The organism is Blastococcus colisei (assembly GCF_006717095.1).
GTDB classification, from domain to species: Bacteria; Actinomycetota; Actinomycetes; order Mycobacteriales; family Geodermatophilaceae; genus Blastococcus_B; species Blastococcus_B colisei.
On the sequence record NZ_VFQE01000001.1, the window covers coordinates 1,053,748 to 1,074,144 of the forward strand.

The window sequence follows — 20,397 nt, forward strand, 5'->3', positions numbered from 1 at the left end:
CCTGGGGGACATCGTCCGACACGAGGTGTACCCCGGCGCCCCTGGCGCACGCACGGCGGGTCGTCGCAGGCCGCACCTAGAGTCGGGGGAAGAGCCGGAGCAGGGAGGAAGCGCCGATGTGCGGTCGCTACGCGGCCAGCCGCAACCCCGACGACCTCGTCGTCGAGTTCGAGGCGGTGCGTGCCGACGGGCAGGAGCCGCTGCCCGCCGACTACAACGTCGCCCCGACCAAGGACGTGTACGTCGTCCGGCACAAGAAGGAGCGCGACGCCGAAGGCGCGCCGACGGGCGGCGGGCACCGCGAGCTGCGGGCCGTGCGCTGGGGGCTGGTCCCGTCCTGGGCCAAGGACGCGTCGGTCGGCAACCGGCTGCTCAACGCCCGCGTCGAGTCCCTGACGGAGAAGCCGGCCTTCCGCAAGGCCGCAGCCTCGCGCCGGTGCCTCGTGCCGGCCGACGGCTGGTACGAGTGGGCCAAGCGGCTGGACTCACCGACCAAGCAGCCCTACTTCCTCACCCCGCGCGACGGCTCGGTGCTCGCCTTCGCCGGGCTCTGGGAGGTCTGGGGCCGCGGCCAGGACCGGCTGTACACCTGCACGGTCATCACCACCCCCGCGGTCGGCGAGCTGACCGAGATCCACGAGCGCATGCCGCTGGTCCTGCCGCCCGACCGCTGGAGCGCCTGGCTGGATCCGGCGCGGGACGACGTCGGCGAGCTGGTCGAGCCGACGCCCCTCGAGCTGGTCGAGGCACTGGAGCTGCGCCCGGTGAGCACCGCGGTGAACAGCGTGGCCAACAACGGCCGCGAGCTCGTGGCCCGCGCGGAGTCGGTCAGTCCGCCCGCCGAGCAGCCCGCGCTGTTCTGACGGTGAGCAGCCCCGCTCCTCCGCCACCCTCGGAACCCCTGCCGCGCTGGGTCGCGGCCGCCGTCACCTTCCTCTCCTCCGGCGCGGTGCTGGTGCTGGAGATCGTCGGGCTGCGGCTGATCGCGCCCTACGTCGGCGTCACGCTGCAGACCAGCACCGCGGTCATCGGGTTCGCGCTGGCCGCCATCGCCATCGGGGCGTGGACCGGGGGAGCGACGGCGGACCGGACCGACCCGCGCCGGCTGCTGGCGCCGCTGATGGTCGCCGGCGGTGCGCTCGTGGCCGCCGTCCTTCCGCTGGTGCGGTTCACCGGTGCCCTGCTCACCGGCGCCGACGCGGGGGGCGTGCTGCTGCTGGCCGCGGTCGCCGTCGTGGTCCCCGCGGCGTTGCTGTCCGCGGTGCCGCCGATGGTGGTCAAGCTGCAGCTGGCGAGTCTGGCGGAGACCGGGTCGGTCGTGGGCCGCCTGTCGGGCATCGGGACGCTGGGCGCGATCGCGGCCACCTTCGCCACCGGCTTCCTGCTCATCGCGGTCCTCCCCAGCAGCGTGATCCTCGTGGGCACCGGTGCGGTGACCGCCGCGGTCGGAGTCGCCCTCGGCGTCCTGATCCACCGCCGCACGCCGGCGGCCGGTCGCGTGCCGCCGGCGCTGCTGGTCCTCGCGGTGGCCGGCCTCGGCCTGGCCGCGGTCGCGCCGACGCCGTGCGAGGAGGAGACCGCGTACCACTGCGCGCGCGTCGTCGCCGACCCCGAGCGGGACACCGGGCGGGCGCTGCTGCTGGACACCCTCCGCCACTCCTACGTCGACCTCGCCGACCCGACCCATCTCGAGTTCGAGTACGTCCGGGCGATCGCGGCGGTCACCGACGTGCTCGCCCCGGCCGGCGAGCCGTTGTCGGCGCTGCACATCGGCGGCGGCGGCCTGACGCTGCCGCGCTACCTGGCGCACGCGCGGCCCGGCACGGAGAGCCTGGTCGTGGAGGTGGACCCCGGGGTCGTGGACATCGACCGGGAGCAGCTGGCGCTGGAGACCTCCGAGCAGCTGCGGGTGCGGGTGGCCGACGGCCGGGTGGCGCTCGCCGAGGAGGCCCCGGGGCAGCGCGACCTCGTCGTCGGCGACGCGTTCGGTGGCCTGTCGGTGCCCTGGCAGCTCACCACCCGCGAAGCGGTCGAGCTGGTCGACCGGGCGCTGGCCGACGACGGCGTCTACGCGCTCAACCTCATCGACCACCCGCCGCTGCAATTCGTCCGCGCGGAGCTGGCCACGCTGCGATCGGTGTTCCCGCACGTCGCGTTGCTCGCCCGCATCCCGGTGCTGGCCGGGGAGGACGGCGGGAACCTCGTCGCCGTCGCCTCCCGCTCGCCCATCCCCACCGAGGAGATCGCCGCGCGGCTGACCGACCGGGATCTCGTGTGGCAGGTCGCGCACGGGTCCGAGCTGGACCGCTTCGTGGGGGACGCCGAGGTGCTCACCGACGACTTCGCCCCGGTCGACCAACTGTTGACCCCCTACGGCTGAGTCATCGCCCGACGAAGTGTGCGCAGAAGCCCACTTCCAGGGCCCGGACGTGGGCGTCAGCGCACATCGTCCGATGCTCGAGGGGGCGCGTCAGCGGCCGATCACGGCCGTGGTGGCCCGCGTCAGCCGTACCAGGTCGGCGGGCGGGAGCTCCACCTGGAGGCCGCGGCGCCCGGCGCTCACCATGACGGTGCCGAAGCCGAGCGCCGAGGAGTCGACCACGGTCGGGAGGGCCTTCTTCTGGCCCAGCGGGCTGATGCCGCCCAGCACGTAGCCGGTGGCCCGTTCGGCGTCGGCGGGGTCGGCCATGACCGCCTTGCGACCGCCCGAGGCCGCGGCCAGCGCCTTGAGGTCGAGGGTGCCGGCCACCGGGACGACGGCGACGGTGAGCGCGCCGTCCACTCGTGCCACGAGGGTCTTGAAGACCTGCCGCGGATCGGCCCCGAGCGCGGCGACCGCGGCCTCGCCGTGGCCCTGGTCGGAGGGGTGCTCCGGGTCGTAGGGGTGCAGGGTGTGCGTCACGCGGTCCCGCTCGAGAACCCGTACCGCCGGAGTCGCCGCCACGGCGCCGGAGCGTAGCGAGCGTCCTGCCGGTCGTGCGCCGGAGAGGGAATCGGCATGAGCACCGCTCGGTTGCACCGGCCGTGAGCAGCACCGTCTCCAGCACCCGCCCACGGCCCGCGCGCCGGCGGCCCCCGGGCCGTCCCGATGCCGCGCGGCTAGGATCGACCGATGCGGCGCCCCGCATCCGGGGGCCCCAGAGAGGACGGTCGGTGCCTGAGCAGACCGCAGATCAGACCCCCGAGGCAACGGTTCCGGTGGAGACGCCCGAGGCGCGGGCGGACGGCAGCCGGGCCGAGGCGGCCGAGACCCGTGCCGAGCGGGACGCCCGTTTCGAGCGCGACGCGCTGCCGTTCCTCGACCAGCTCTACCCGGCGGCGTTGCGGATGACCCGCAACCCTGCCGACGCCGAGGACCTGGTCCAGGAGACCTTCGTGAAGGCGTACTCGGCCTTCCACCAGTTCGCCGAGGGCACGAACCTCAAGGCGTGGCTGTACCGGATCCTGACCAACACCTACATCAACAGCTACCGGAAGAAGCAGCGGCAGCCGCAGCAGTACCCCACGGAGCAGGTGCAGGACTGGCAGCTCTACGCGGCCGAGGAGCACACCTCCAGCGGGCTGCGGTCGGCCGAGATCGAGGCCCTGGACCACCTGCCCGACACCGACATCAAGGAAGCGCTGCAGCAGCTCCCGGAGGACTTCCGGCTGGCGGTGTACCTCGCCGACGTCGAGGGCTTCGCCTACAAGGAGATCGCCGAGATCATGGGGACGCCCATCGGCACGGTGATGTCGCGGCTGCACCGTGGCCGCCGGGGGCTGCAGAAGCTGCTGGCCGACTACGCCCGCGAGCGCGGTTTCGTCCGTGCCGGAGCCGGTGAGGAGGCGAGCCAGTCATGACCGACGACGTCCATGGTCGCGCCGGGAAGGGCCCCTCCGATGAAGGACATGGCGAGCCGATCGAGATCCACTCCTGTGACGACGTCCTGTCGCACGTGTTCGAGTTCCTCGACCACGAGACCGGTGACGAGCGGCGCGCGCTGATCGCCGAGCACCTCGAGGACTGTTCCTCCTGCCTGCGCGAGTTCGGCATCGAGCAGGAGTTCAAGGCGCTGGTCCGGCGGCGCTGCGGCGGCGACGCCCCGCCCTCCGGCCTGCGCGAACGCATCAAGATCCAGCTGACCACCGTCTCCTTCGAGGAGGACGGCACGCAGATCACCGTCGAGCGGATCAGCACCGAACACACGGTGGACCGGCCCGCCTCCGCCTGACCCCACGACGACGAGCGCCCCGTTCCCGCAGCTGCGGGGACGGGGCGCTGTCGCGCTCCAGCCGTGTTTCAGGCGTTGGGCCGCTTGCCGTGGTTGGCCTTGTTTCCCTTGCGGGAGCGACGCTTGCGTCCGCGCTTGGACATCGCTGCCCTCCTCTCGCTGCCGGTGTGGGCCCGCAGACCCCGCGTTCTCGCGGGCCGGGACGCCGGGGCACGTATCGTGCGCGGCGCCGCCGGAACCGCCAAGCTGACGCTGCAAGCCTCTCACGGGGCGCTCCGGTCGCATGCCGGGCGGGGAATGCGGAGGGAGCACTGGTGGCACAGCTGGGGATCGAGAGCGCGCTCGTGGCCGGCCGTGGGCCGGCCGCCTGCGCCGTCGTGACCGCCTGCACCCGGCTCGGGGTGAAGGCCGTGGCGGTGCACTCGGAGTCCGAGCGCTCGGCGCGGCACGTCCGGCTGGCCGACGACGCCGTGCTCCTCGGCCCGGCTCCCGCCAGCGAGTCCTACCTGGCGGTCGAGCGCATCGTCGAGGCCGCGCGCCGCAGTGGCGTGAAGGCCGTCCTCCCCGTGCACCCGGCGCTCGCCGGCAACGCCCGTCTGGCCGCGGAGGTGGCCGCAGCGGGGCTGATCTGGGTCGGCCCCGACGCCGAGGTGCTCGAGCGTCTCGGTGGCGACGGGGTGGAGCCGGCCAGCGAGCGCGGCCTGCTGGCGTGGGTGACCGCCGACGGGCTGCGCTTCGTCACGCCCGTCGCCCGCGACCGCGCCGCCGGCATCGCCCGGGTGTCGTGGACGCCCGAGGAGTGGGCGGCCGACGGCTCCCTCGCGCTGCCGCCGGCCGCGCAGCGGCTGGCGGACGTGGGATGGCGCGGGCTGGTGACGGTCGGGATCGCGCCGGACGGCGACCTCGCCGAGGTCGCGGCCGGCTTCTCGCTCGACATCGCCGTCCTGGAGCGCGCGCACGGCGTGGATGCCGTGGAGCTGGCCCTGCGCAGCGCCGACGGCGGCCACACGCAGGTGCCGGCGGGGCGCGGCGTTCGGGCGGCGGTGGCGGCCCAGCTGAGGTCGACGCTGCCTCCTGGAACGGCCGGCCGGGTGACCGGGAAGCTGCCGGGGAGCGACGGCGGCACACCAGCGACCGACGTGGAGCTGGTGGCCGTCAGCGGTTACGACCCCGGGGACCGGCTGGACGGCTGGTACGACGCGCTGCTGGCCACGGTGAGCGCGGCCGGCCCCGACACGCGGTCCGCGGCGAGCATCGTCTCGGACGTCCTCGGGGAGCTGACCGAGGCAGGCGTGCCGCACGACGGGACCGAGGTCTCGGCGGTCCTGGCGCGGCTGGCCGCCGGGAGCAGCGTCTCCACGCCGTGATCGCCCGTGCTTGGATGACTGCGCCTGGAACGGTGCACGCTCACGAGGAGGCACGGTGGCGGTCGAGGAGATCCACGCGGAGATGGTCTCCAGCGTCTGGAAGGTCCTCGTGCAGCCCGGTGCGCCGGTCGCTGCGGGGGACACGCTGGTGATCCTCGAGTCGATGAAGATGGAGATCCCCGTCCTCACCGAGCGGTCCGGCGTCGTGCACGAGATGCACGTCGTCGAGGGTGAGGTGCTCCAGGAGGGCGACCTGATCGCCACCGTCACGCACGGCTGAGTGCGGAGCAGCTAGCGCTGCAGTCGCTGACGCGCCTCCTCCAGCTCCTCCCCGAGCGAACGAAGCGCCAGCTCGGCTGCGCGCTCGCCGCCCCGGGCCATCACCTCGACGGCCTCCTCGTCGTCGAGTTCCGCCGTGTCCAGGGTCGGCTCACCGACGTGGGCCCGCAGCGCCACGAGCGCGCCGCCGAGCAGGACGTCCAGCAGTGCGGACGCGTCGACCCAGTTGCTGTCCGGTCGCTCTTCCCGGCCCGGCCGCCACGGGTCGACGTCGGGGACGAGGTCGGGCATCGCCCGCTGCAGGACGAGGTCGAGGACGAGCTGGAAGGACTGGCACTGGCTCGCTCGGCGGCCCAGTGCGTCGCGCGCGTGCACTCCGACCAGCTTGAGCGCCAGCGGCGTCATGTCTTCGAGATCCGGGTTCGAGGTGGTGAGCACGGCCTCGAACACGTTGCCGTCGAAGATCACGTCGAGCGCCAGCCGGCTGTTCATGCAGCGGATCCGGTCGGCCCGGGTGCCCCACACAGCGAGATTGCGGTAGTAGGCCCGCACCTATTCCAGGTGGGACGAGCCGGCCGCCGAGCCCAGGAAGCCCTTGTCGAACTCGGGCAGTTCCGGGAACACCATGCCGACGAGATTGATGTTGACGAAGTGGTGCCAGGTCGCATCGGTGATGACCCGGCCGACCCCGGCGCGATGCCCGTCGTAGGCACAGATGCCACCGAACGCCTGCGCGTATGTCGCGCGCTTCTGCCCACCGGGGAGCCGGGCGACGTTGCCGGCGGGGACGGTGTTGGTGGAGATGACCTCCGGCAGAGGGCGCGGACCGCCGTCGACGGCTGGTGGGTACTCGGCGTCCCCCGTCGGGAGCGTGGCCGAGGTGTCGGCGGGCTCGACGCACTCGCCTTCGTGCGGGTGGTCGGGCATCACCCGGATGACGCCCCGTGGACCGCACAGGAGTGGGTGGGGGAAGGTCAGGGGGAAGAAGTGTCCGGCCGTGTACATCCTCGGCGCGACCACCTGCGGGACGTCGTCGGACTGGTCGTTGAACAACCCGCCGCGATTCGTGTCGTTGCGGCGGGGACCGCCCATGGAGACCCGATCGAACTCCTCCTGCGCGGACGTGGAGTTCCAGAGCCGCATCCCACGGGCCCGGGGCACCTCCGAGGAGAGGGCTTTTCCGAGGGCCCCGTGGTCACCGGTCGCGAAGAGTCCGCCGCCGCCGTTCATGTACTCCGTCAGCGCGCGCAACTCGCTCTCGGCGAGACTGTCCGCGGGACCGCGTCCGGGGTACGCCGAAGAGATGCCGAACAGCATCACGACGTCGTAGCGGTCCGCGGCGAAGTGGTCCCCGTCGTCGAACCGGAAACCGGAGATGCGCCGCGCGATGCGAGGCTCCCCGACCATGAGCCGGGTGGGGTCGACCGCGGAGATGTGCGCCAGCGTGATCTCGTGCCGGACGTAGCGCCCGGGAGTGTTCAGCAGGGTACGCACGAACACGCTGAGGCCGAAGTCCTGCTCGGAGAAGTCGAGTCCTCCGTCGGCCACCAGGAGCACCCGGTTGCGGCACGGGCGGAAGAACGGATACAGGCGCTCGGGCAGCAGCTGGAGGTCCCGGCGGAAGCGCTCGCGGAGCAGCACTTCCTCCAGCGCCCACGGCGGAAGCGGACCGGCCAGGTCCACGGGCATCGGCACGTCGGTCTCGGTCATGGACGTCCCCCTGTTCGTGACTACCGTCAGGCGGACGACTCCCGGGTGAGACCGGCTCCATCAGTGATCCGACGGATGCGACGCGGGACCTCGTCAGGAGTGTTCCCGTCGCTCGCGTCTGCCTGTGGCCAGGCTGACAGGCGCCTCATCACCGCACCGTCACGGTGTCGTCACGGCGACGCCGGCGTCCCTGGACCAGCGGGGGAAGGCCGCAGCTACAGGTACAGCGAGTAGACGAGCAGATCGACGCCGGGGACCGGTGTCCAGTCCCGCTCGGGCACACGGGTGAAGCCGAGCCGCTCGTAGAGCCGCTGCGCTGCGGTCATCCGCGAGCCGGTGGACAGCACCATGCGCCGCTTGCCGGCGGCGCGCGACCGCTCGAGGCACTCGGTCATGAGCATCTTCCCGAGCCCGCGCCCCTGAGCCGACGGGTCGACGACAAGCATGCGGACGCCGGCGTCGTCGTCGGACTCCGTGACCTCCCCGAAGTCACCCTGCAGCACGAGCGCGACGCTGCCGACGACCCGGTCGCCCTCGCCGCGCAGCACGAGCAGTTCCGCCTTGCGCGCGCGACCCGCCACGTCGGCGAGCTCGGCGGCATAGCCGGGCGAGGCGAGCCCGCCGTCGATGTAGGTGCGGACGGTCAGGTCGGCGATGCGGTCGTAGTCGGCGGGGGAGGCAGTGTCGATGCGGAGGGCGGGGGTGCTGACCACACCCCCAGCGTAGTAAGAGGCCCTGTCCCACTCCTCCCTCACAGGCTCGGGTGAGCCTCCGGACAGGGCCTCACCGGGCGTGTCCTATTCGGCTGAGACTGCCGTAGCAGGGTCGGTCGGCACCGTGCACGGCATGTCGTACGCCAGTGACCTGACCGACGAGCGCGCCTGGCGCGTCGAGGTCGCCCACGGCCGGCTGGGCGCATCGTGTAGTGATCTCTACAGCGCGTCGGCCGGGATGACCCCGGCGCGCGAGATCCGGCGCTGTCAGACAGTCTGGTCGGACTGCTTGCGGACGCGGAAGCGGAGGATGGTGGCGTCGCCCGACCGCGTGCTGCTGATCGGTTCCAGGTCTGTCCTCGCAAGGCCCGGGGACGAGAAGCGGATGCCGTCGCCCAGCAGAACCGGCAGCACATACACCAGGATCTCGTCGACGAGCCCCCGCTGCAGGCACTGGCCGGCCACGTCGGCGCCGAGGATTTCGAGGTTCTTGCCGTCGGCAGCGTCCAGTGCCGTGGCGACCGCTTCGCCGATGTCGCCGGTGAGGATCGTGACGCTCGGATTCGGTGGCACCAGCGGCCTATGGGTGAGGAGGAACATGGGTCCGGAGAAGGGGTAGTCGACGCTGCCCGGCTTCTCGTCCTCCATCCGGTCGCCTACCTCCCACGTCCGCCGGCCGACGAGCATGGCACCGGTGGCTGCTGCGATCTCCGCGACATCGTCCGGTGCCACGAAGTCGGCGAGAGCGCGATCATCCCCCCAGTCCATGGAATGGCCGGGACCGGCGATGAAGCCGTCAAGCGACATGCACCGGTTCACGACAACCTTGCCGTTCATTTCACACCCCCATCCCTGAGTCATCACCGCACGTCTGACCAATCCCCGAGCCGACGTCTGCGAGACCTCAGCGCGCGCTGTCACGGTTGATCTTTCCGCCGATCGGGGCAGTCGGGGAAGTGCCCCTCCAGCACGTCCACGCGTGACAACCCGGCCGGGCAGTAGCGACAGCTAGGACATCCGCATCTCGGCATGACAGCGCGCCCGGCTCCCAGGGCCGGAGGCGCTAGGGAATGAGCACACCCGCTTAGACTTAGGCTCCGGTCACCATGAGCAGCCTCTCGGAACGCCTGACCCGCGGGTCGGCGTCGACCCCCTCGCAGGTCGACCACGCGCGCCGGCTGGTCGCCGACTGGCAACTGCTGGCCGATCTCGCGTTCGCCGACCTGACCCTGTGGGTTCCCCTGCCCACCGGTGCGTGGTGGTGCGTGGCGCAGGTCCGCCCGCTGACCGCGCCCACGAGCCGACCGGAGGACCTGGTCGGCAGCGAGGTCGCCGGCGAGCTCGCCGAGCCCTTCAGGACGGCGCACCGCGAGGGGCGACCGCTCACCGAGGGCGAGCCCGACTGGTCCGGTGCGACGCCACGACGCCGCGAGGTGATCCCGGTCCGGCACGACGGCGTGGCCGTGGCGGTGCTGGCGAAGGACACCAACCTCGCGGTGACCCGGTCGCCCTCCACCCTGGAGCTCACCTACCTCGACATCGCCGCCGACCTCTGCCTCATGGTGTCGGCGGGGACGTTCCCTCCGCAGAAACTCCAGGACGCCGAGATGAGCCCCCGCGTGGGCGACGGCCTGGTCCGCCTCGACGGGGCGGGCCGGGCGACCTACGCCAGTCCCAACGCGCTGTCGGCCTACCGCCGGATCGGGGTGTCCGGAGACGTCGTCGGCGCCGACCTGGCCGACCTCACCCGAGGCGTGTGCGCCGACCGCGTGGCCGGCGAGGCCGTGGCCGCGGGGATCGCCGCCGCCGTCGCGGGCCGGTTCCCCGACCCCATGGACGTCGAGAGCCGCACGGCCACGATGCTCCTGCGCGCGCTGCCACTGCAGGCCCCGGGCGGTGAGGAGGGGGCGCTGGTCCTCGTCCGCGACGTCACCGACGTCCGCAGCCGGGACCGTGCGCTGCTCACCAAGGACGCCACCATCCGGGAGATCCACCACCGGGTGAAGAACAACCTGCAGACCGTCGCGGCCCTGCTGCGGCTGCAGGCACGCCGCATGACCGAGCCGGCCGCGCGTGCCGCCCTGGAGGAGTCCGTCCGGAGGGTCGCCTCGATCGCGGTCGTCCACGAGACCCTGGCCGGCAGCCGCGAGGACGTCGTCGACGTGGACGACGTCCTGGACCAGGTGCTGCCCATGCTCGGCGACCTGACCTCCATCGGCCCGGCGGCGGGCACGCGGCGCACCGGCTCCTTCGGCGAGCTGCCCGCCGCGGCCGCCACACCGCTGGTCCTGGCGGTGACCGAGTTGTTGCACAACGCCGCCGAGCACGCCTTTCCCGAGGGGCCGGGCAGCATCGAGCTGGTCGCGGAGCGGGACGACGAGGACCTGGTGGTACGGGTGCGGGACAACGGCACCGGCCTGCCGGAGGGTTTCGACCCGGCTGCCAACGACGGGCTGGGACTGCAGATCGTGCGGACACTGGTCACCAGCGAGCTGGGCGGCACGCTGTCGATGACCAGCCCGCCGAGCGGAGCTGCCGCCGGCCAGCGGGGCACCGAGGTGGTCCTCGCGCTGCCCGGAGCAGGCCGGCCGCGACGCTGATACGCGCCGAGGCCGGCCCGGGAGAATTCCCGGACCGGCCTCGAGGCGATCTGTTCGTGCTGTCGTGCCGGCGCTCCGGGGAGGATGCCCCGGGTGCCCGTGGTGCTCGGGATCAGGCGGTGTGCACCCGGGTGCGAGCCTGACGGCGCTTGAGCGCGCGTCGCTCGTCCTCGGACAGCCCACCCCAGACGCCGGAGTCCTGACCCGAGCGCAGGGCCCAGTCCAGGCACGACTGCGTCACGGGGCAGCGGCGGCACACGGCCTTGGCCTGCTCGATCTGCACGACTGCCGGGCCGGCCGTCCCGATCGGGAAGAACAGCTCCGGATCCTCGTCCCGGCAGAGCGCGCGGTGGCGCCAGTCCATGGCGGTGTACTCCTCGGTGTCGTCTACGGTTGGTGCGTCAGTCGCCGGCTCGGACCGCGGTGCAGGGCCGACACCGGTTGCCCAGCGCTGTGGCTCAGCGACTACCTGCCTTGTTACCGGCAAGTTGCGTTCTGCACGCGATGTTTTCACGTGAAAGACGCCTGTCAAGCAGATCGAGGCCGTCGTTCGACCCCTCGTGAGCAAGCTCACCACGGGCGTGCTAGGACCGCCACTCGACGGAACCACACACCGGTCCGGCGCGTTGACAACTTCCGGTCGGCGTGCGTGAGAGCGGAGCCCCGGGGCTCAGGCCACGACGCGGAGAGCGGCCGGCACGTGGCGCACCCGCAGCCCGGTCGCCGTCCCCAGGTGATCGCCGTCCACCTGCCAGCCCTGCGGCCGGACGGCGGTCAGGGAGAGCTCCTCCAGGTCGTGCCGGCGGTGCACGCCGCGGCCGCGCGCGTCGGGTTCACGGGCGAGAGCCTGGCGCAGCGTGTGCAGCATCCGCAGCGGGCCCATCCGGCCCAGGGCGAAGACGTCCAGACCGGTGTCGAAGGACGCCTCCGGCGACGGGTTCACCGGGCGCCCGCCCAGATATGTCCACGGGCTCACGTTGGACACCAGGCAGAGGAACAGTTCCTCCAGGTCCGGCTCGTCCGGCAGGTGCAGCGCCAGGGCCGGACGACGTCGTTCCCGCCCGAGCAGGAAGGCGGTGGTCGCCTCCTTCACGTAGAGGGCTCCGGTGGAGCGGCGGCCGGCCGCCCGGCGGGCCTCGACCCGTGCGAGCACCTCCGCGTCGAAGCCCAACCCTGCCGTGAAGACGAACCAGCGGGGCGCGGTCCACTCGTCGTGCACGGCGGCGTCGGCGGTGGCCACCGCCGACGCAGTGGCCGGCTCGACGCCGCTCACCGGTGCGCTGCTGGTTCCCGTGGCGCTGGCGGTGCCGAGGGAGACCAGCCGGGTCCGTCCGGCGCGCAGCGAGGCCAGGATCTCTGCCGTGGCCTCGACGGGGTCGCGGGAGCGTCCGAGGGCCCGGGAGAAGACATTGGTCGAGCCGCCCGGCACGACGGCGAGCATCGGCAGGTGGGGCGCCGGACCGTCGCCGAGCAGTCCGTTGACGACCTCGTTGACCGTGCCGTCACCGCCCACGGAGACGACGAGGTCCATGCCCTCGGCGACCGCCTGGTGGGCGAGTTCGCGGGCGTGCCCGCGGTGGGAGGTCTCGACGACGTCCAGCTTGAGCTCGCTGGCGAGGGCGCCGACCAGGACGTCGCGCATCTTGGCGCTGGTGGTCGTCGCCGCCGGGTTGACCACCACGAGCGCGCGCATGGACGCCAGGCTAATCAGGCGCAGCGCGGATCCGGGGGAGGAGCCGGCCGGCGGGAACCGCGGGGCAGCGGAGCGCGCCGCGTAATCTCGCCGTCGTGGACGAGTCGAGCGGGCTGCCGCGCCGGCCTTCCCGTCGCGCGCTGGACCGGTTGTTCGGCGCCGCCGCCGAACCGTCGGCGCCGCGGCCGGCGCGCCCCCGGGTCGAGGCGCCGCGGGCACTGCGCTGGGCGGCGCTCGTCGTCGGCATCGAGGCGGCCGCGATCGCCCTGGGTGCTCTCGTCCTGCTCTACCTGACGTTCACCAGCGACGCCGCCAGCGTGTCCCGCGCGGTCGCCGAGGTCGTGCTCGTGGCCGGCGGGGCGGCGGTGCTCGCGGCGGCCGCGGTCGGGCTCTGGCGGGTCGCCGGCTGGGCGCGGGGCCCGGTGATCGCGCTGCAGCTGCTGCTGGCCGCGCTCGCCTACACCACCGCCTTCGAGGCCGAGCAGCCGCTGATCGGCGTGCCCGTCCTCGTGCTGGTCGCCGTGGAGCTCTACCTGCTGGCCACTCCCGAGGCGCGGCTGGCCTACCTGGAGCGCGACGACCGCTGAGCCCCTCGCAGGCTCGCGGCGGGCCCCTGGAGGGCCCGCGTCAGATCAGGTCGATGACGTCGGCGATCGAGTCGAGGATCCGGCTGGGGCGGAACGGGAAGCGGGCGACGTCGGCCGCCGCGGTGGAGCCCGACAGCACCAACACCGTCTCCAGCCCGGCCTCGATACCGGCCACGACGTCGGTGTCCATCCGGTCGCCGATCATGATCGTCGATTCCGAGTGCGCGTCGATCCGGTTCATCGCGCTGCGGAACATCATCGGGTTGGGTTTGCCGACGAAGTAGGGCTCGGCGCCGGTCGCGCGGGTGATCATCGCCGCGACGGAGCCGGTCGCGGGCAGCGGCCCCTCGGGCGACGGGCCGGTGACGTCGGGGTTGGTGGCGATGAACCGGGCGCCCCGCCCGACCAGCCGGATGGCCCGGGTGATCGCCTCGAACGAGTAGGTGCGCGTCTCGCCGAGGACCACGTAGTCCGGGTCCGTGTCGGTCATGACGTAGCCCACCTCGTGCAGTGCGGTGGTGAGGCCGGCCTCGCCGATCACGAAGGCGGAGCCACCCGGGAGCTGCGTCTTGAGGAAGTCCGCCGTCGCCAGGGCGGAGGTCCAGATCGACTCCTCCGGCACGTGCAGGCCGGTGCGCGCGAGGCGGGCGGCCAGGTCACGCGGGGTGAAGATCGAGTTGTTGGTGAGCACCAGGAAGCGGCGCTGCTTCGCGACCAGCTGGTCCAGGAACTCCGCGGCGCCGGGCAGCGCCTTCTCCTCGTGGACGAGCACGCCGTCCATGTCGGTGAGCCAGCACTCGGCGGGCGCGCGTTCGATGGTCATCAGGTCCTCCGGTCGGCGGCGAAGTCGGTCAGGGCCTCGTCGGTGAGACGGAAGACGGTCCATCCGTCCATGGGGACGGCGCCGGCCGCCTTGTAGAACTCGATCGACGGGGTGTTCCAGTCGAGCACCGACCACTCCAGCCGCGAGTACCCGCGCTCGACGCAGACCGCGGCCAGCGTGCGCAGCAGCTCCTTGCCGAGCCCTCGGCCGCGCTGCCCGGGCTGCACGTAGAGGTCCTCGAGGTAGACGCCGTGGGTGCCGCGCCAGGTGGAGAAGTTCAGGAACCACAGGGCGACCCCGACGACGTTCCCGAGGGTCACCCCGTCGTCAGCTACAGCGACGTGGCCGAAGAGGGCGGGCGAGTCGCCGAAGAGGCACTCGGTGAGCTGCTCCTCGGTCAGGCGGACCTCGTGCAGCGCCTTCTCGTAGTCGGCGAGCTCGCGGACGAGCCCGACCACCGCGGGGACGTCGTCGGGGCGGATGGGCCGCACGCTCATGAGAGGGCCTCCTTCAGCTTGCCCGGGAGCAGCCTGCCCAGCGGAGCGAGGACGGGGACGAGGACCGGCGCGAACAGGTAGCCGTAGGCCAGGAACATGCCCGTGACGACCGGCCACAGGGCGAATCCGACCACCAGCAGCAGCGCGGTGGCGATGAGCCCGTACGGCCGCCCGCTCTTGGGACTGACCAGCGAACGGAAGGAGCGGAACCGGATGTTGGTGACCATCAGCAGGGCCGGCACGAGGACGATGAGCAGCACCCACAGCCGGTCACGGCCCTGCATGTCGTCACCGAAGGCGAACACCGAGGCGAGGACGACGCCGGCGGCGCCGGGGCTCGGCATGCCGATGAAGTACCGCTTGTCGGCGGTCGGATCGATCGTCGTGTTGAACCTGGCCAGCCGGATCGCGGCGCAGGCCACCCAGACGAAGCACACCACCCAGCCCAGGGGATCCCACTCGTCCTTCCCCTGCGAGAAGAGTGTGAAGGCCAGCAGGGCCGGCGCCAGACCGAAGGACACCAGGTCGGCGAGGGAGTCGAACTGCAGGCCGAAGGGGGTGACGGCGCCGACCAGCCGGGCGACGGCGCCGTCGGCGATGTCGAAGACGACCGACAGCCCGATCAGGACCGCCGCGAGGCTGTACTGGCCGCGGATCGACACCAGGATGGCGAAGAACCCGCAGAACATGTTGCCGAGGGTGAAGAGGCTGGGCAGGCTCGCGAGGGCCCGGCGGCGGGTACCGCGGACGGAGCCGCGGACGAACTCCACGGTGGCGGTGCGCCGGGTCGGTGGCATGGCCTCGCCCTCTCAGCCGGCCGCGGGCCAGCGCGCGATGACGGTCTCGCCGCCCCGCACCCGCTGCCCCTTCGTCACCGTGACCGTGCACTCCGGCGGGAGGAAGACGTCCATCCGCGAACCGAACTTCATCAGTCCCATGCGTTCCCCGGTCGCCAGCCGCTGCCCCGGTCCGGTGCGGGTGACGATCCGCCGGGCGAGCACACCCACGATCTGCCGGAAGACGACCGTGCGGTCCCCGTCCCGCACCCACAGCTCGCTGCGCTCGTTCCGGTGCGCGGACTCCTTGCGGTAGGCCGCCAGGAAGCTGCCCTTGCGGTAGGAGCTCTCCACGACCTCCCCGCGGTAGGGCGACCGGTTCACGTGCACGTCGACGACGGAGAGGAAGACGCTGACCTGCTGCCACTCGCCCTCCGGGGCGACGCCGTCCTGAGGCGCCCCGGCGACCATCACCACGCCGTCGGCGGGGGAGAGGACGTCGTCCGGATCCGGCGGCACGGTGTCGCACCGCCGGTCGGGGTCACGGAAGAACAGGGCCATGTAGGCCGAGAGGGCCAGGAAGGGCCATACGGCCCAGCGGCGTCGGGCCGCGCCGAGGGCGGCGGCGGGAAGAAGGGGTCCGGTGATGAAAGGCCACCCGGCCCGGTCGATGCGCATGGTGGGCAAACGGTACCGGCCCTTGTATGTGCCCGGTCCCGACGTCCGGGGTCGACCGGGCGCCGAGGCGCGGTCGGGGTCGGTGCTGAGCTCGGAGGTGCCGTTCGGGAACGACCGCGGCAGGCCATCGTGGCGTCGTCCCGGAGGCCGCCGCCCGTGGTTGCGAGACGACGGGCGGCGCCGGCCGACGGATGTCGGACGGCGCCGTCCGAGGCGCTGCGGGAGGGTCAGGCGGCGGCCTTCGTCTCCCAGAAGATCTTGTCGATCTCGGCGATGTAGTCGAGCAGCTTCTGACCCTCGGCCGGATCCATGCTGTTCTTGGCGGCACCGCCACCGGCCTGCTTGGTGGCCTTGTTGAACAGTTCGTGCAGCTGCGGGTACTTCTCGAAGTGCGGGGGCTTGAAGTAGTCGGTCCACAGCACCCACAGGTGGTGCTTGACCAGGTCGGCGCGCTGCTCCTTGATCAGCACGGCGCGCTGGCGGAAGACCGGGTCCTCGTTGCCCTGGTACTTCTCCTGGATGGCCTTGACCGACTCCGCTTCGATGCGGGCCTGGGCCGGGTCGTACACGCCGCAGGGGAGGTCGCAGTGAGCGGTGGCCTCCACGGTGGAGAACATGCTGGTGAAACGCATGGATGTGCCTCCGGATGTCGTGGGGTTGTGTCGTCTGCGACCCTACTCGCGGTGGTCCACGGCGACAGTGCGGGAGACGGGGGCCATGCTTGCCTCCCCGGGCTCGACAGCCCCTGGGCGCTGGTCCGGGTGAGCGGCCCGTCGATGTCCCCGACGGTGCGGCACGGCGATCGGCTGCTCGTCCGCCGCGTCCGGCCCCGAGCCGACGTCGCACACGGGACCGTCGTCCTGGCCCGGTTCCCCTCACGACCGGAGCTGCTGGTCGTCAAGCGGGTGCGCCGGTCGGTCCCCGGCGGGCACTGGGTCGAGGGCGACAACCAGTTCGTCGAGGACGACAGCCGGGCGTTCGGGCCGGCGGTCGTGCTCGGCCATGTCGTGGCGCGCCTGTGGCCGCGGCCCGGCCGCCTGCCCTCGGCGCCGTCGGTCTGAGACGGAGGCCCTGAGATGGAGGGCCCTGACCGACGAGGGGTCGCCCGCCTTTCGATTACGCTCGATGTCCATGGGTGCAGACACCATGGGCGATCAGCCGGCCGACCGCTTCGCCGACGACCCGGCCTTCGCCGTCCACGAGGGCGGGAAGCTATCGGTGACGCCGACCCGGTCGATCGACTCCATCGCCGACCTCGCCCTCACCTACACACCCGGGGTCGCCCGCGTCTCCAGCGCCATCGCCGCCGAGCCGGACCTGGCCCGGCGGTTCACCTGGGCTCCCCGTGTGGTGGCGGTGGTCTCCGACGGCACGGCGGTGCTCGGCCTGGGCGACATCGGTCCGGTCGCCTCCCTGCCGGTCATGGAGGGCAAGGCGTGCCTGTTCAAGGAGTTCGGCGGGCTCGACGCCGTCCCCATCGTGCTGAGCAGCACCGACGTCGACACGATCGTCGAGACCGTCGCGGCGATGGCGCCGTCCTTCGGGGGCGTCAACCTCGAGGACATCAGCGCCCCGCGGTGCTTCGAGATCGAGGCCCGGCTGCGGGAGCGGCTGGACATCCCGGTCATGCACGACGACCAGCACGGGACGGCGATCGTCGTCCTGGCCGCGCTGCGCAACGCCGCGAAGGTGGTCGGGCGCGAGCTCGCCGACCTGCGCGTGGTCGTCGCGGGGGCCGGCGCCGCGGGAGTCGCCTGCACCAAGATCCTGCTCGAGGCAGGCATCGGCGACATCGCCGTCGCGGACTCGCGGGGCATCCTGCACGCCGGCCGGGAGGATCTGACGCCGGTCAAGCGGTGGATCGTCGAGAACACCAACCGCTCGGGGTTCGCCGGGACCATGGTGGCCGCGCTCGAGGGGGCCGACGTCTACCTGGGCCTGTCCGGCGGCACGGTGCCGGAGTCGGCGATCGCGTCGATGGCCCCCGGCTGCATCGTCTTCTCCCTGGCCAACCCGACGCCCGAGGTGGACCCGGAGATGGCGGCGAAGTACGCGGCCGTCGTCGCCACCGGCCGCAGCGACCTGGCGAACCAGATCAACAACGTGCTGGCCTTCCCCGGGATCTTCCGGGGCGCCATCGACGCCGGAGCGACCGCCATCACCGAGGAGATGAAGCTCGCCGCGGCGGGCGCCATCGCCGATGTCGTCGGGGACGAGGTGCGGGCGGACTACGTGGTGCCGAGCCCGCTGGACCGGCGGGTGGCCGAGGCCGTCGCCGCGGCTGTCGCGTCCTGCGCACGGGAACAGGGCATCACCCGGTGACCGCCGACTCACCGCAGGCGCGGTGCCCGGGGCTCAGTCGCCCTTCACGTTGACCAGCTGCCGGAGCGTGTGCCGGATCTGGACGAGGTCCGCGGCATCGGCCATGACGACGTCCACGTCCTTGTAGGCAGCGGGGATCTCGTCGAGGAAGGCGTCGCTGTGCCGCCACTCGATGCCCTTCATCGACTCCTCCAGCTGGGCCCTGGTGAACGTCTTGCGGGCCTTCGTCCGCGAGAACATCCGCCCGGCACCGTGCGGGGAGGACGCGAGCGAGTCCGGGTTGCCGAGTCCGCTGACCACGTAGCTCGCCGTGCCCATGGAGCCGGGGATGAGGCCGTCCTGCCCCTTCCTCGCCTGGATGGCGCCCTTCCGGGAAATCCAGAGATCGCTGCCGAAGTGCTGCTCCCGCTGGGTGAAGTTGTGGTGTGCGTTGATCCGCTCGAGCTCCGGTGTCTCGTCGGCCCGCAGGTGGGTGGCCAGGCACGCGGCGACGCGGTCCATCATCTCCTCGCGGTTGAGCAGCGCGAAGTGCTGCGCCCACCGCAGCTCGGCGATGTACCGGTCGAACTCCGGCGTCCCCTCGTCCAGCCACGCCAGATCGCGGTCGGGCAGATCGAGGCCCTCCCGGCGGGCCCGTTCCTGCGCGATCGCGATGTGCTTCTGGGCGATCTTGTTGCCCACCCCGCGGCTGCCCGAGTGCAGGAACAGCCAGACCCGGTCCTGCTCGTCCGCGGTGACCTCGATGAAGTGGTTACCGGAACCGAGGCTGCCGAGCTGCATCGCCCAGTTCGGTGCGGTGGTGGTCACCGAGTGGAGAACCCGGCCCCCCAGCTCGTCGGCCGTCGCCTGCAGTTCGGCGACCCGGCGCTCGGCCGACTCGGTCAGCTTCCTGTTGTACTTCCCGGCCGACAGGGGCACCGCCCGCTCGATGTCGCCGCGCAGCGGTGCGAGAGAGCCGCGCGCCCGCACCTCGTCGGCCGTCCACGGCGAGCGGACGGCGATCATGCCGCAGCCGATGTCGACGCCGACGGCCGCCGGGATGATCGCGCCCTTGGTCGGCAGCACCGACCCGACGGTGGCGCCCTTGCCCAGGTGCGCGTCCGGCATCAGCGCCACGTGCGGATGGATGAAGGGCAGCGTGGCGGTGCGCTCGGCCTGCCGGCGGGTCTCGTCGTCGAGGATGCTGGCCCAGTTCAGCAGCTTCTCGGAGAGGCGTTCCACACCTGCGAGTCTGCGGCGGGCGGAGGTTGTCCGCGATCGGAATCCGGGTCAGCTGTGCGACGTCGCCAGCCGGTCCACGCCCGGGCCGGAGAGCCGGCCCAGGGCGGCGGTGCGGCCGGTGAGCAGCAGGAGGAGGGCCTCGATCGGGCCCTCCACCAGGACGCCCTCGCCGGCCGACCAGTCGGTGTCGGTGGCGACGAGCCGCAGGCCGCGCATCCGGCGCCGGACGTGGAAGGCGATGGACAGCGGCCATCCCGTCGTCCACACCCGGGTGGCCGCTGCGGTCGCCGCCGCCACCGGCATCGTGCGGGAGCGACCCAGCGGGAGGGTGAGGTCCTGGCCGTGGACCAGGACGTCGATCAGCGGCTCGAGCGGGGTGATCAGCGGCGCGCGCCGGCGTGAACCCGCCATCGCCCGGATCTCGGCTGTGAGCTGCCCCGTCGGGACGACGGCGTGGCGCAGGGCGGTGTCGCGGACCATCCGGTGGTAGTCGCCGCGGGCGCGAGTCATCTCCGCGACGGCCTGCCCCAGCCCATCTGCGCCAGAGCGCGGTGCGCGGCGACGTCGCGGACCCGCCAGCCGTCGCAGAGGGACGGCGTCTCCCACTCCTTCGGGGAGAGATCGTCGAGCAGGTCGGTCTGGCTGAGGTGTGCCCTGACCGTCGACCCGGAGCTCACGGAGTCCGATCTCGACGTCGGTCTCCTGCTGTTCATCCCCTCCCGGGCAGGTGACCAAGCAGACGGCCAGCTTCCTCGTGGCTGCGCTGGAGCGCGCCGGCTACGTGCGCCGCATCCCTGATCCCTCGGACGCCCGTGCGCGGCTGGTCGTACTCGGCGAACGCGCCCGGGCGGCGCAGCCGATCGCCGAGGCCGCCGTCGCCGCGGTCGAGGCGGAGTGGCGCGCGCGCCTGGGAACCCGGA

26 protein-coding genes are annotated in these 20,397 nt (G+C 72.5%); 10 read left to right on the forward strand and 16 right to left on the reverse strand.

Annotation, left to right across the window (positions count from 1 at the left end; translation table 11 throughout):
• Positions 1–116: 116 nt before the first annotated feature.
• Together FHU33_RS04985 and FHU33_RS04990 are read left to right on the forward strand one after the other, a co-directional pair.
• Complete coding sequence (locus FHU33_RS04985; RefSeq protein ID WP_142024356.1) at positions 117–863, forward strand: SOS response-associated peptidase; 747 nt, start codon at positions 117–119, stop codon at positions 861–863.
• Between the two features lie 2 nt (positions 864–865).
• The gene (locus FHU33_RS04990) at positions 866–2,380 is read left to right on the forward strand and encodes a fused MFS/spermidine synthase (protein WP_142024357.1); all 1,515 of its coding nucleotides are present in this window, start codon (positions 866–868) and stop codon (positions 2,378–2,380) included.
• 90 nt (positions 2,381–2,470) lie between these two features.
• Here FHU33_RS04990 and ybaK read toward each other — a convergent pair whose 3' ends face one another.
• Positions 2,471–2,944, reverse strand: coding sequence for a Cys-tRNA(Pro) deacylase (gene ybaK, locus FHU33_RS04995; protein ID WP_142024358.1), 474 nt, complete (start codon positions 2,942–2,944; stop codon positions 2,471–2,473).
• 209 nt (positions 2,945–3,153) lie between these two features.
• Here ybaK and FHU33_RS05000 point away from each other — a divergent pair, with 209 nt between their 5' ends.
• Both FHU33_RS05000 and rsrA read left to right on the forward strand, forming a co-directional pair.
• Positions 3,154–3,840: a sigma-70 family RNA polymerase sigma factor gene (locus FHU33_RS05000; RefSeq protein WP_142024359.1), complete on the forward strand. Its 687-nt coding sequence runs from the start codon at positions 3,154–3,156 to the stop codon at positions 3,838–3,840.
• Positions 3,837–4,211, forward strand: a complete 375-nt coding sequence (gene rsrA / locus FHU33_RS05005; protein ID WP_142024360.1) for a mycothiol system anti-sigma-R factor — start codon at positions 3,837–3,839, stop codon at positions 4,209–4,211. The genes FHU33_RS05000 and rsrA overlap by 4 nt, the downstream gene beginning before the upstream one ends.
• Before the next feature lie 68 nt (positions 4,212–4,279).
• On the opposite strand, the gene FHU33_RS26440 is transcribed toward rsrA, so the two are convergent.
• Positions 4,280–4,354 carry a 50S ribosomal protein bL37 gene (locus FHU33_RS26440; RefSeq protein WP_014377707.1) on the reverse strand — a complete coding sequence of 25 codons (75 nt, stop codon included), beginning with the start codon at positions 4,352–4,354 and terminating at the stop codon, positions 4,280–4,282.
• Between the two features lie 171 nt (positions 4,355–4,525).
• Between FHU33_RS26440 and FHU33_RS05010 the strand changes: the two genes are divergently transcribed.
• Both FHU33_RS05010 and FHU33_RS05015 read left to right on the forward strand, forming a co-directional pair.
• The gene (locus FHU33_RS05010) at positions 4,526–5,578 is read left to right on the forward strand and encodes a biotin carboxylase N-terminal domain-containing protein (RefSeq protein ID WP_142024361.1); all 1,053 of its coding nucleotides are present in this window, start codon (positions 4,526–4,528) and stop codon (positions 5,576–5,578) included.
• A 55-nt stretch (positions 5,579–5,633) separates the two neighbouring features.
• Complete coding sequence (locus tag FHU33_RS05015; protein ID WP_142024362.1) at positions 5,634–5,858, forward strand: biotin/lipoyl-binding carrier protein; 225 nt, start codon at positions 5,634–5,636, stop codon at positions 5,856–5,858.
• An 11-nt stretch (positions 5,859–5,869) separates the two neighbouring features.
• On the opposite strand, the gene FHU33_RS05020 is transcribed toward FHU33_RS05015, so the two are convergent.
• The 4 genes from FHU33_RS05020 to FHU33_RS05035 form a co-directional block, all read right to left on the reverse strand.
• Positions 5,870–6,409: a hypothetical protein gene (locus tag FHU33_RS05020; RefSeq protein WP_142024363.1), complete on the reverse strand. Its 540-nt coding sequence runs from the start codon at positions 6,407–6,409 to the stop codon at positions 5,870–5,872.
• On the reverse strand, positions 6,410–7,567 hold the full coding sequence (locus FHU33_RS05025; RefSeq protein ID WP_142024364.1) for a hypothetical protein: 1,158 nt from the start codon (positions 7,565–7,567) through the stop codon (positions 6,410–6,412).
• A gap of 215 nt (positions 7,568–7,782) precedes the next feature.
• Positions 7,783–8,280, reverse strand: a complete 498-nt coding sequence (locus FHU33_RS05030; RefSeq protein WP_142024365.1) for a GNAT family N-acetyltransferase — start codon at positions 8,278–8,280, stop codon at positions 7,783–7,785.
• Positions 8,281–8,547: 267 nt separating this feature from the next.
• Entirely contained in the window at positions 8,548–9,117 is a 570-nt protein-coding gene (locus FHU33_RS05035; RefSeq protein WP_142024366.1) for a dihydrofolate reductase family protein, read from the reverse strand.
• Positions 9,118–9,386: 269 nt separating this feature from the next.
• Here FHU33_RS05035 and FHU33_RS05040 point away from each other — a divergent pair, with 269 nt between their 5' ends.
• The gene (locus FHU33_RS05040) at positions 9,387–10,880 is read left to right on the forward strand and encodes a sensor histidine kinase (protein WP_142024367.1); all 1,494 of its coding nucleotides are present in this window, start codon (positions 9,387–9,389) and stop codon (positions 10,878–10,880) included.
• Between the two features lie 112 nt (positions 10,881–10,992).
• Here FHU33_RS05040 and FHU33_RS05045 read toward each other — a convergent pair whose 3' ends face one another.
• Positions 10,993–11,244: a WhiB family transcriptional regulator gene (locus tag FHU33_RS05045; protein WP_142024368.1), complete on the reverse strand. Its 252-nt coding sequence runs from the start codon at positions 11,242–11,244 to the stop codon at positions 10,993–10,995.
• 306 nt (positions 11,245–11,550) lie between these two features.
• Positions 11,551–12,573, reverse strand: coding sequence for a diacylglycerol/lipid kinase family protein (locus tag FHU33_RS05050; protein ID WP_142024369.1), 1,023 nt, complete (start codon positions 12,571–12,573; stop codon positions 11,551–11,553).
• A gap of 95 nt (positions 12,574–12,668) precedes the next feature.
• Between FHU33_RS05050 and FHU33_RS05055 the strand changes: the two genes are divergently transcribed.
• Complete coding sequence (locus FHU33_RS05055) at positions 12,669–13,160, forward strand: hypothetical protein (RefSeq protein ID WP_246063277.1); 492 nt, start codon at positions 12,669–12,671, stop codon at positions 13,158–13,160.
• 40 nt (positions 13,161–13,200) lie between these two features.
• Here FHU33_RS05055 and FHU33_RS05060 read toward each other — a convergent pair whose 3' ends face one another.
• From FHU33_RS05060 to sodN, 5 genes are all read right to left on the reverse strand, one after another.
• Entirely contained in the window at positions 13,201–13,983 is a 783-nt protein-coding gene (locus tag FHU33_RS05060) for an HAD-IIA family hydrolase (RefSeq protein WP_170182325.1), read from the reverse strand.
• Complete coding sequence (locus tag FHU33_RS05065) at positions 13,983–14,480, reverse strand: GNAT family N-acetyltransferase (protein ID WP_142024370.1); 498 nt, start codon at positions 14,478–14,480, stop codon at positions 13,983–13,985. Before FHU33_RS05065 ends, FHU33_RS05060 begins: the two co-directional genes overlap by 1 nt.
• Positions 14,477–15,277 carry a CDP-diacylglycerol--serine O-phosphatidyltransferase gene (gene pssA, locus FHU33_RS05070; RefSeq protein ID WP_142024371.1) on the reverse strand — a complete coding sequence of 267 codons (801 nt, stop codon included), beginning with the start codon at positions 15,275–15,277 and terminating at the stop codon, positions 14,477–14,479. The genes FHU33_RS05065 and pssA overlap by 4 nt, the downstream gene beginning before the upstream one ends.
• A 12-nt stretch (positions 15,278–15,289) precedes the next feature.
• Positions 15,290–15,934: a phosphatidylserine decarboxylase gene (locus tag FHU33_RS05075; protein ID WP_142024372.1), complete on the reverse strand. Its 645-nt coding sequence runs from the start codon at positions 15,932–15,934 to the stop codon at positions 15,290–15,292.
• Positions 15,935–16,161: 227 nt separating this feature from the next.
• Positions 16,162–16,566 (reverse strand): superoxide dismutase, Ni, encoded by a 405-nt coding sequence (gene sodN / locus FHU33_RS05080; RefSeq protein WP_142024373.1) that lies wholly within the window; start codon positions 16,564–16,566, stop codon positions 16,162–16,164.
• A gap of 51 nt (positions 16,567–16,617) precedes the next feature.
• On the opposite strand from sodN, the gene FHU33_RS05085 reads away from it, so the two are divergent.
• Entirely contained in the window at positions 16,618–16,995 is a 378-nt protein-coding gene (locus tag FHU33_RS05085; protein WP_142024374.1) for a S26 family signal peptidase, read from the forward strand.
• 70 nt (positions 16,996–17,065) lie between these two features.
• Positions 17,066–18,256, forward strand: a complete 1,191-nt coding sequence (locus tag FHU33_RS05090; RefSeq protein ID WP_246063278.1) for an NAD(P)-dependent malic enzyme — start codon at positions 17,066–17,068, stop codon at positions 18,254–18,256.
• A 33-nt stretch (positions 18,257–18,289) separates the two neighbouring features.
• Here the strand turns inward: FHU33_RS05090 and FHU33_RS05095 are convergent, their stop codons facing one another.
• The 3 genes from FHU33_RS05095 to FHU33_RS25325 are packed head-to-tail and all read right to left on the reverse strand — an operon-like array spanning position 18,290 to position 20,154.
• On the reverse strand, positions 18,290–19,477 hold the full coding sequence (locus FHU33_RS05095) for an RtcB family protein (RefSeq protein WP_142024376.1): 1,188 nt from the start codon (positions 19,475–19,477) through the stop codon (positions 18,290–18,292).
• A gap of 48 nt (positions 19,478–19,525) precedes the next feature.
• Positions 19,526–19,987 (reverse strand): maleylpyruvate isomerase mycothiol-dependent enzyme family protein, encoded by a 462-nt coding sequence (locus FHU33_RS05100; protein WP_142024377.1) that lies wholly within the window; start codon positions 19,985–19,987, stop codon positions 19,526–19,528.
• The gene (locus FHU33_RS25325) at positions 19,984–20,154 is read right to left on the reverse strand and encodes a maleylpyruvate isomerase N-terminal domain-containing protein (protein ID WP_211355003.1); all 171 of its coding nucleotides are present in this window, start codon (positions 20,152–20,154) and stop codon (positions 19,984–19,986) included. The genes FHU33_RS05100 and FHU33_RS25325 overlap by 4 nt, the downstream gene beginning before the upstream one ends.
• Positions 20,155–20,397: the final 243 nt, after the last annotated feature.

Bases quoted from the DNA above. Each gene is read 5' to 3' on its own strand.
- FHU33_RS05040 (WP_142024367.1), top strand. From the start codon at position 9,387: ATGAGCAGCCTCTCGGAACGCCTGACCCGCGGGTCGGCGTCGACCCCC.
- FHU33_RS05025 (WP_142024364.1), bottom strand. From the start codon at position 7,567: ATGACCGAGACCGACGTGCCGATGCCCGTGGACCTGGCCGGTCCGCTT.
- FHU33_RS05075 (WP_142024372.1), bottom strand. From the start codon at position 15,934: ATGCGCATCGACCGGGCCGGGTGGCCTTTCATCACCGGACCCCTTCTT.
- FHU33_RS05065 (WP_142024370.1), bottom strand. From the start codon at position 14,480: ATGAGCGTGCGGCCCATCCGCCCCGACGACGTCCCCGCGGTGGTCGGG.
- FHU33_RS05100 (WP_142024377.1), bottom strand. From the start codon at position 19,987: ATGACTCGCGCCCGCGGCGACTACCACCGGATGGTCCGCGACACCGCC.
- FHU33_RS05050 (WP_142024369.1), bottom strand. From the start codon at position 12,573: ATGCGCGCGCTCGTGGTGGTCAACCCGGCGGCGACGACCACCAGCGCC.
- FHU33_RS04985 (WP_142024356.1), top strand. From the start codon at position 117: ATGTGCGGTCGCTACGCGGCCAGCCGCAACCCCGACGACCTCGTCGTC.
- FHU33_RS05035 (WP_142024366.1), bottom strand. From the start codon at position 9,117: ATGAACGGCAAGGTTGTCGTGAACCGGTGCATGTCGCTTGACGGCTTC.
- rsrA (WP_142024360.1), top strand. From the start codon at position 3,837: ATGACCGACGACGTCCATGGTCGCGCCGGGAAGGGCCCCTCCGATGAA.
- FHU33_RS05090 (WP_246063278.1), top strand. From the start codon at position 17,066: ATGGGTGCAGACACCATGGGCGATCAGCCGGCCGACCGCTTCGCCGAC.
- FHU33_RS05045 (WP_142024368.1), bottom strand. From the start codon at position 11,244: ATGGACTGGCGCCACCGCGCGCTCTGCCGGGACGAGGATCCGGAGCTG.
- sodN (WP_142024373.1), bottom strand. From the start codon at position 16,566: ATGCGTTTCACCAGCATGTTCTCCACCGTGGAGGCCACCGCTCACTGC.
- pssA (WP_142024371.1), bottom strand. From the start codon at position 15,277: ATGCCACCGACCCGGCGCACCGCCACCGTGGAGTTCGTCCGCGGCTCC.
- FHU33_RS05060 (WP_170182325.1), bottom strand. From the start codon at position 13,983: ATGACCATCGAACGCGCGCCCGCCGAGTGCTGGCTCACCGACATGGAC.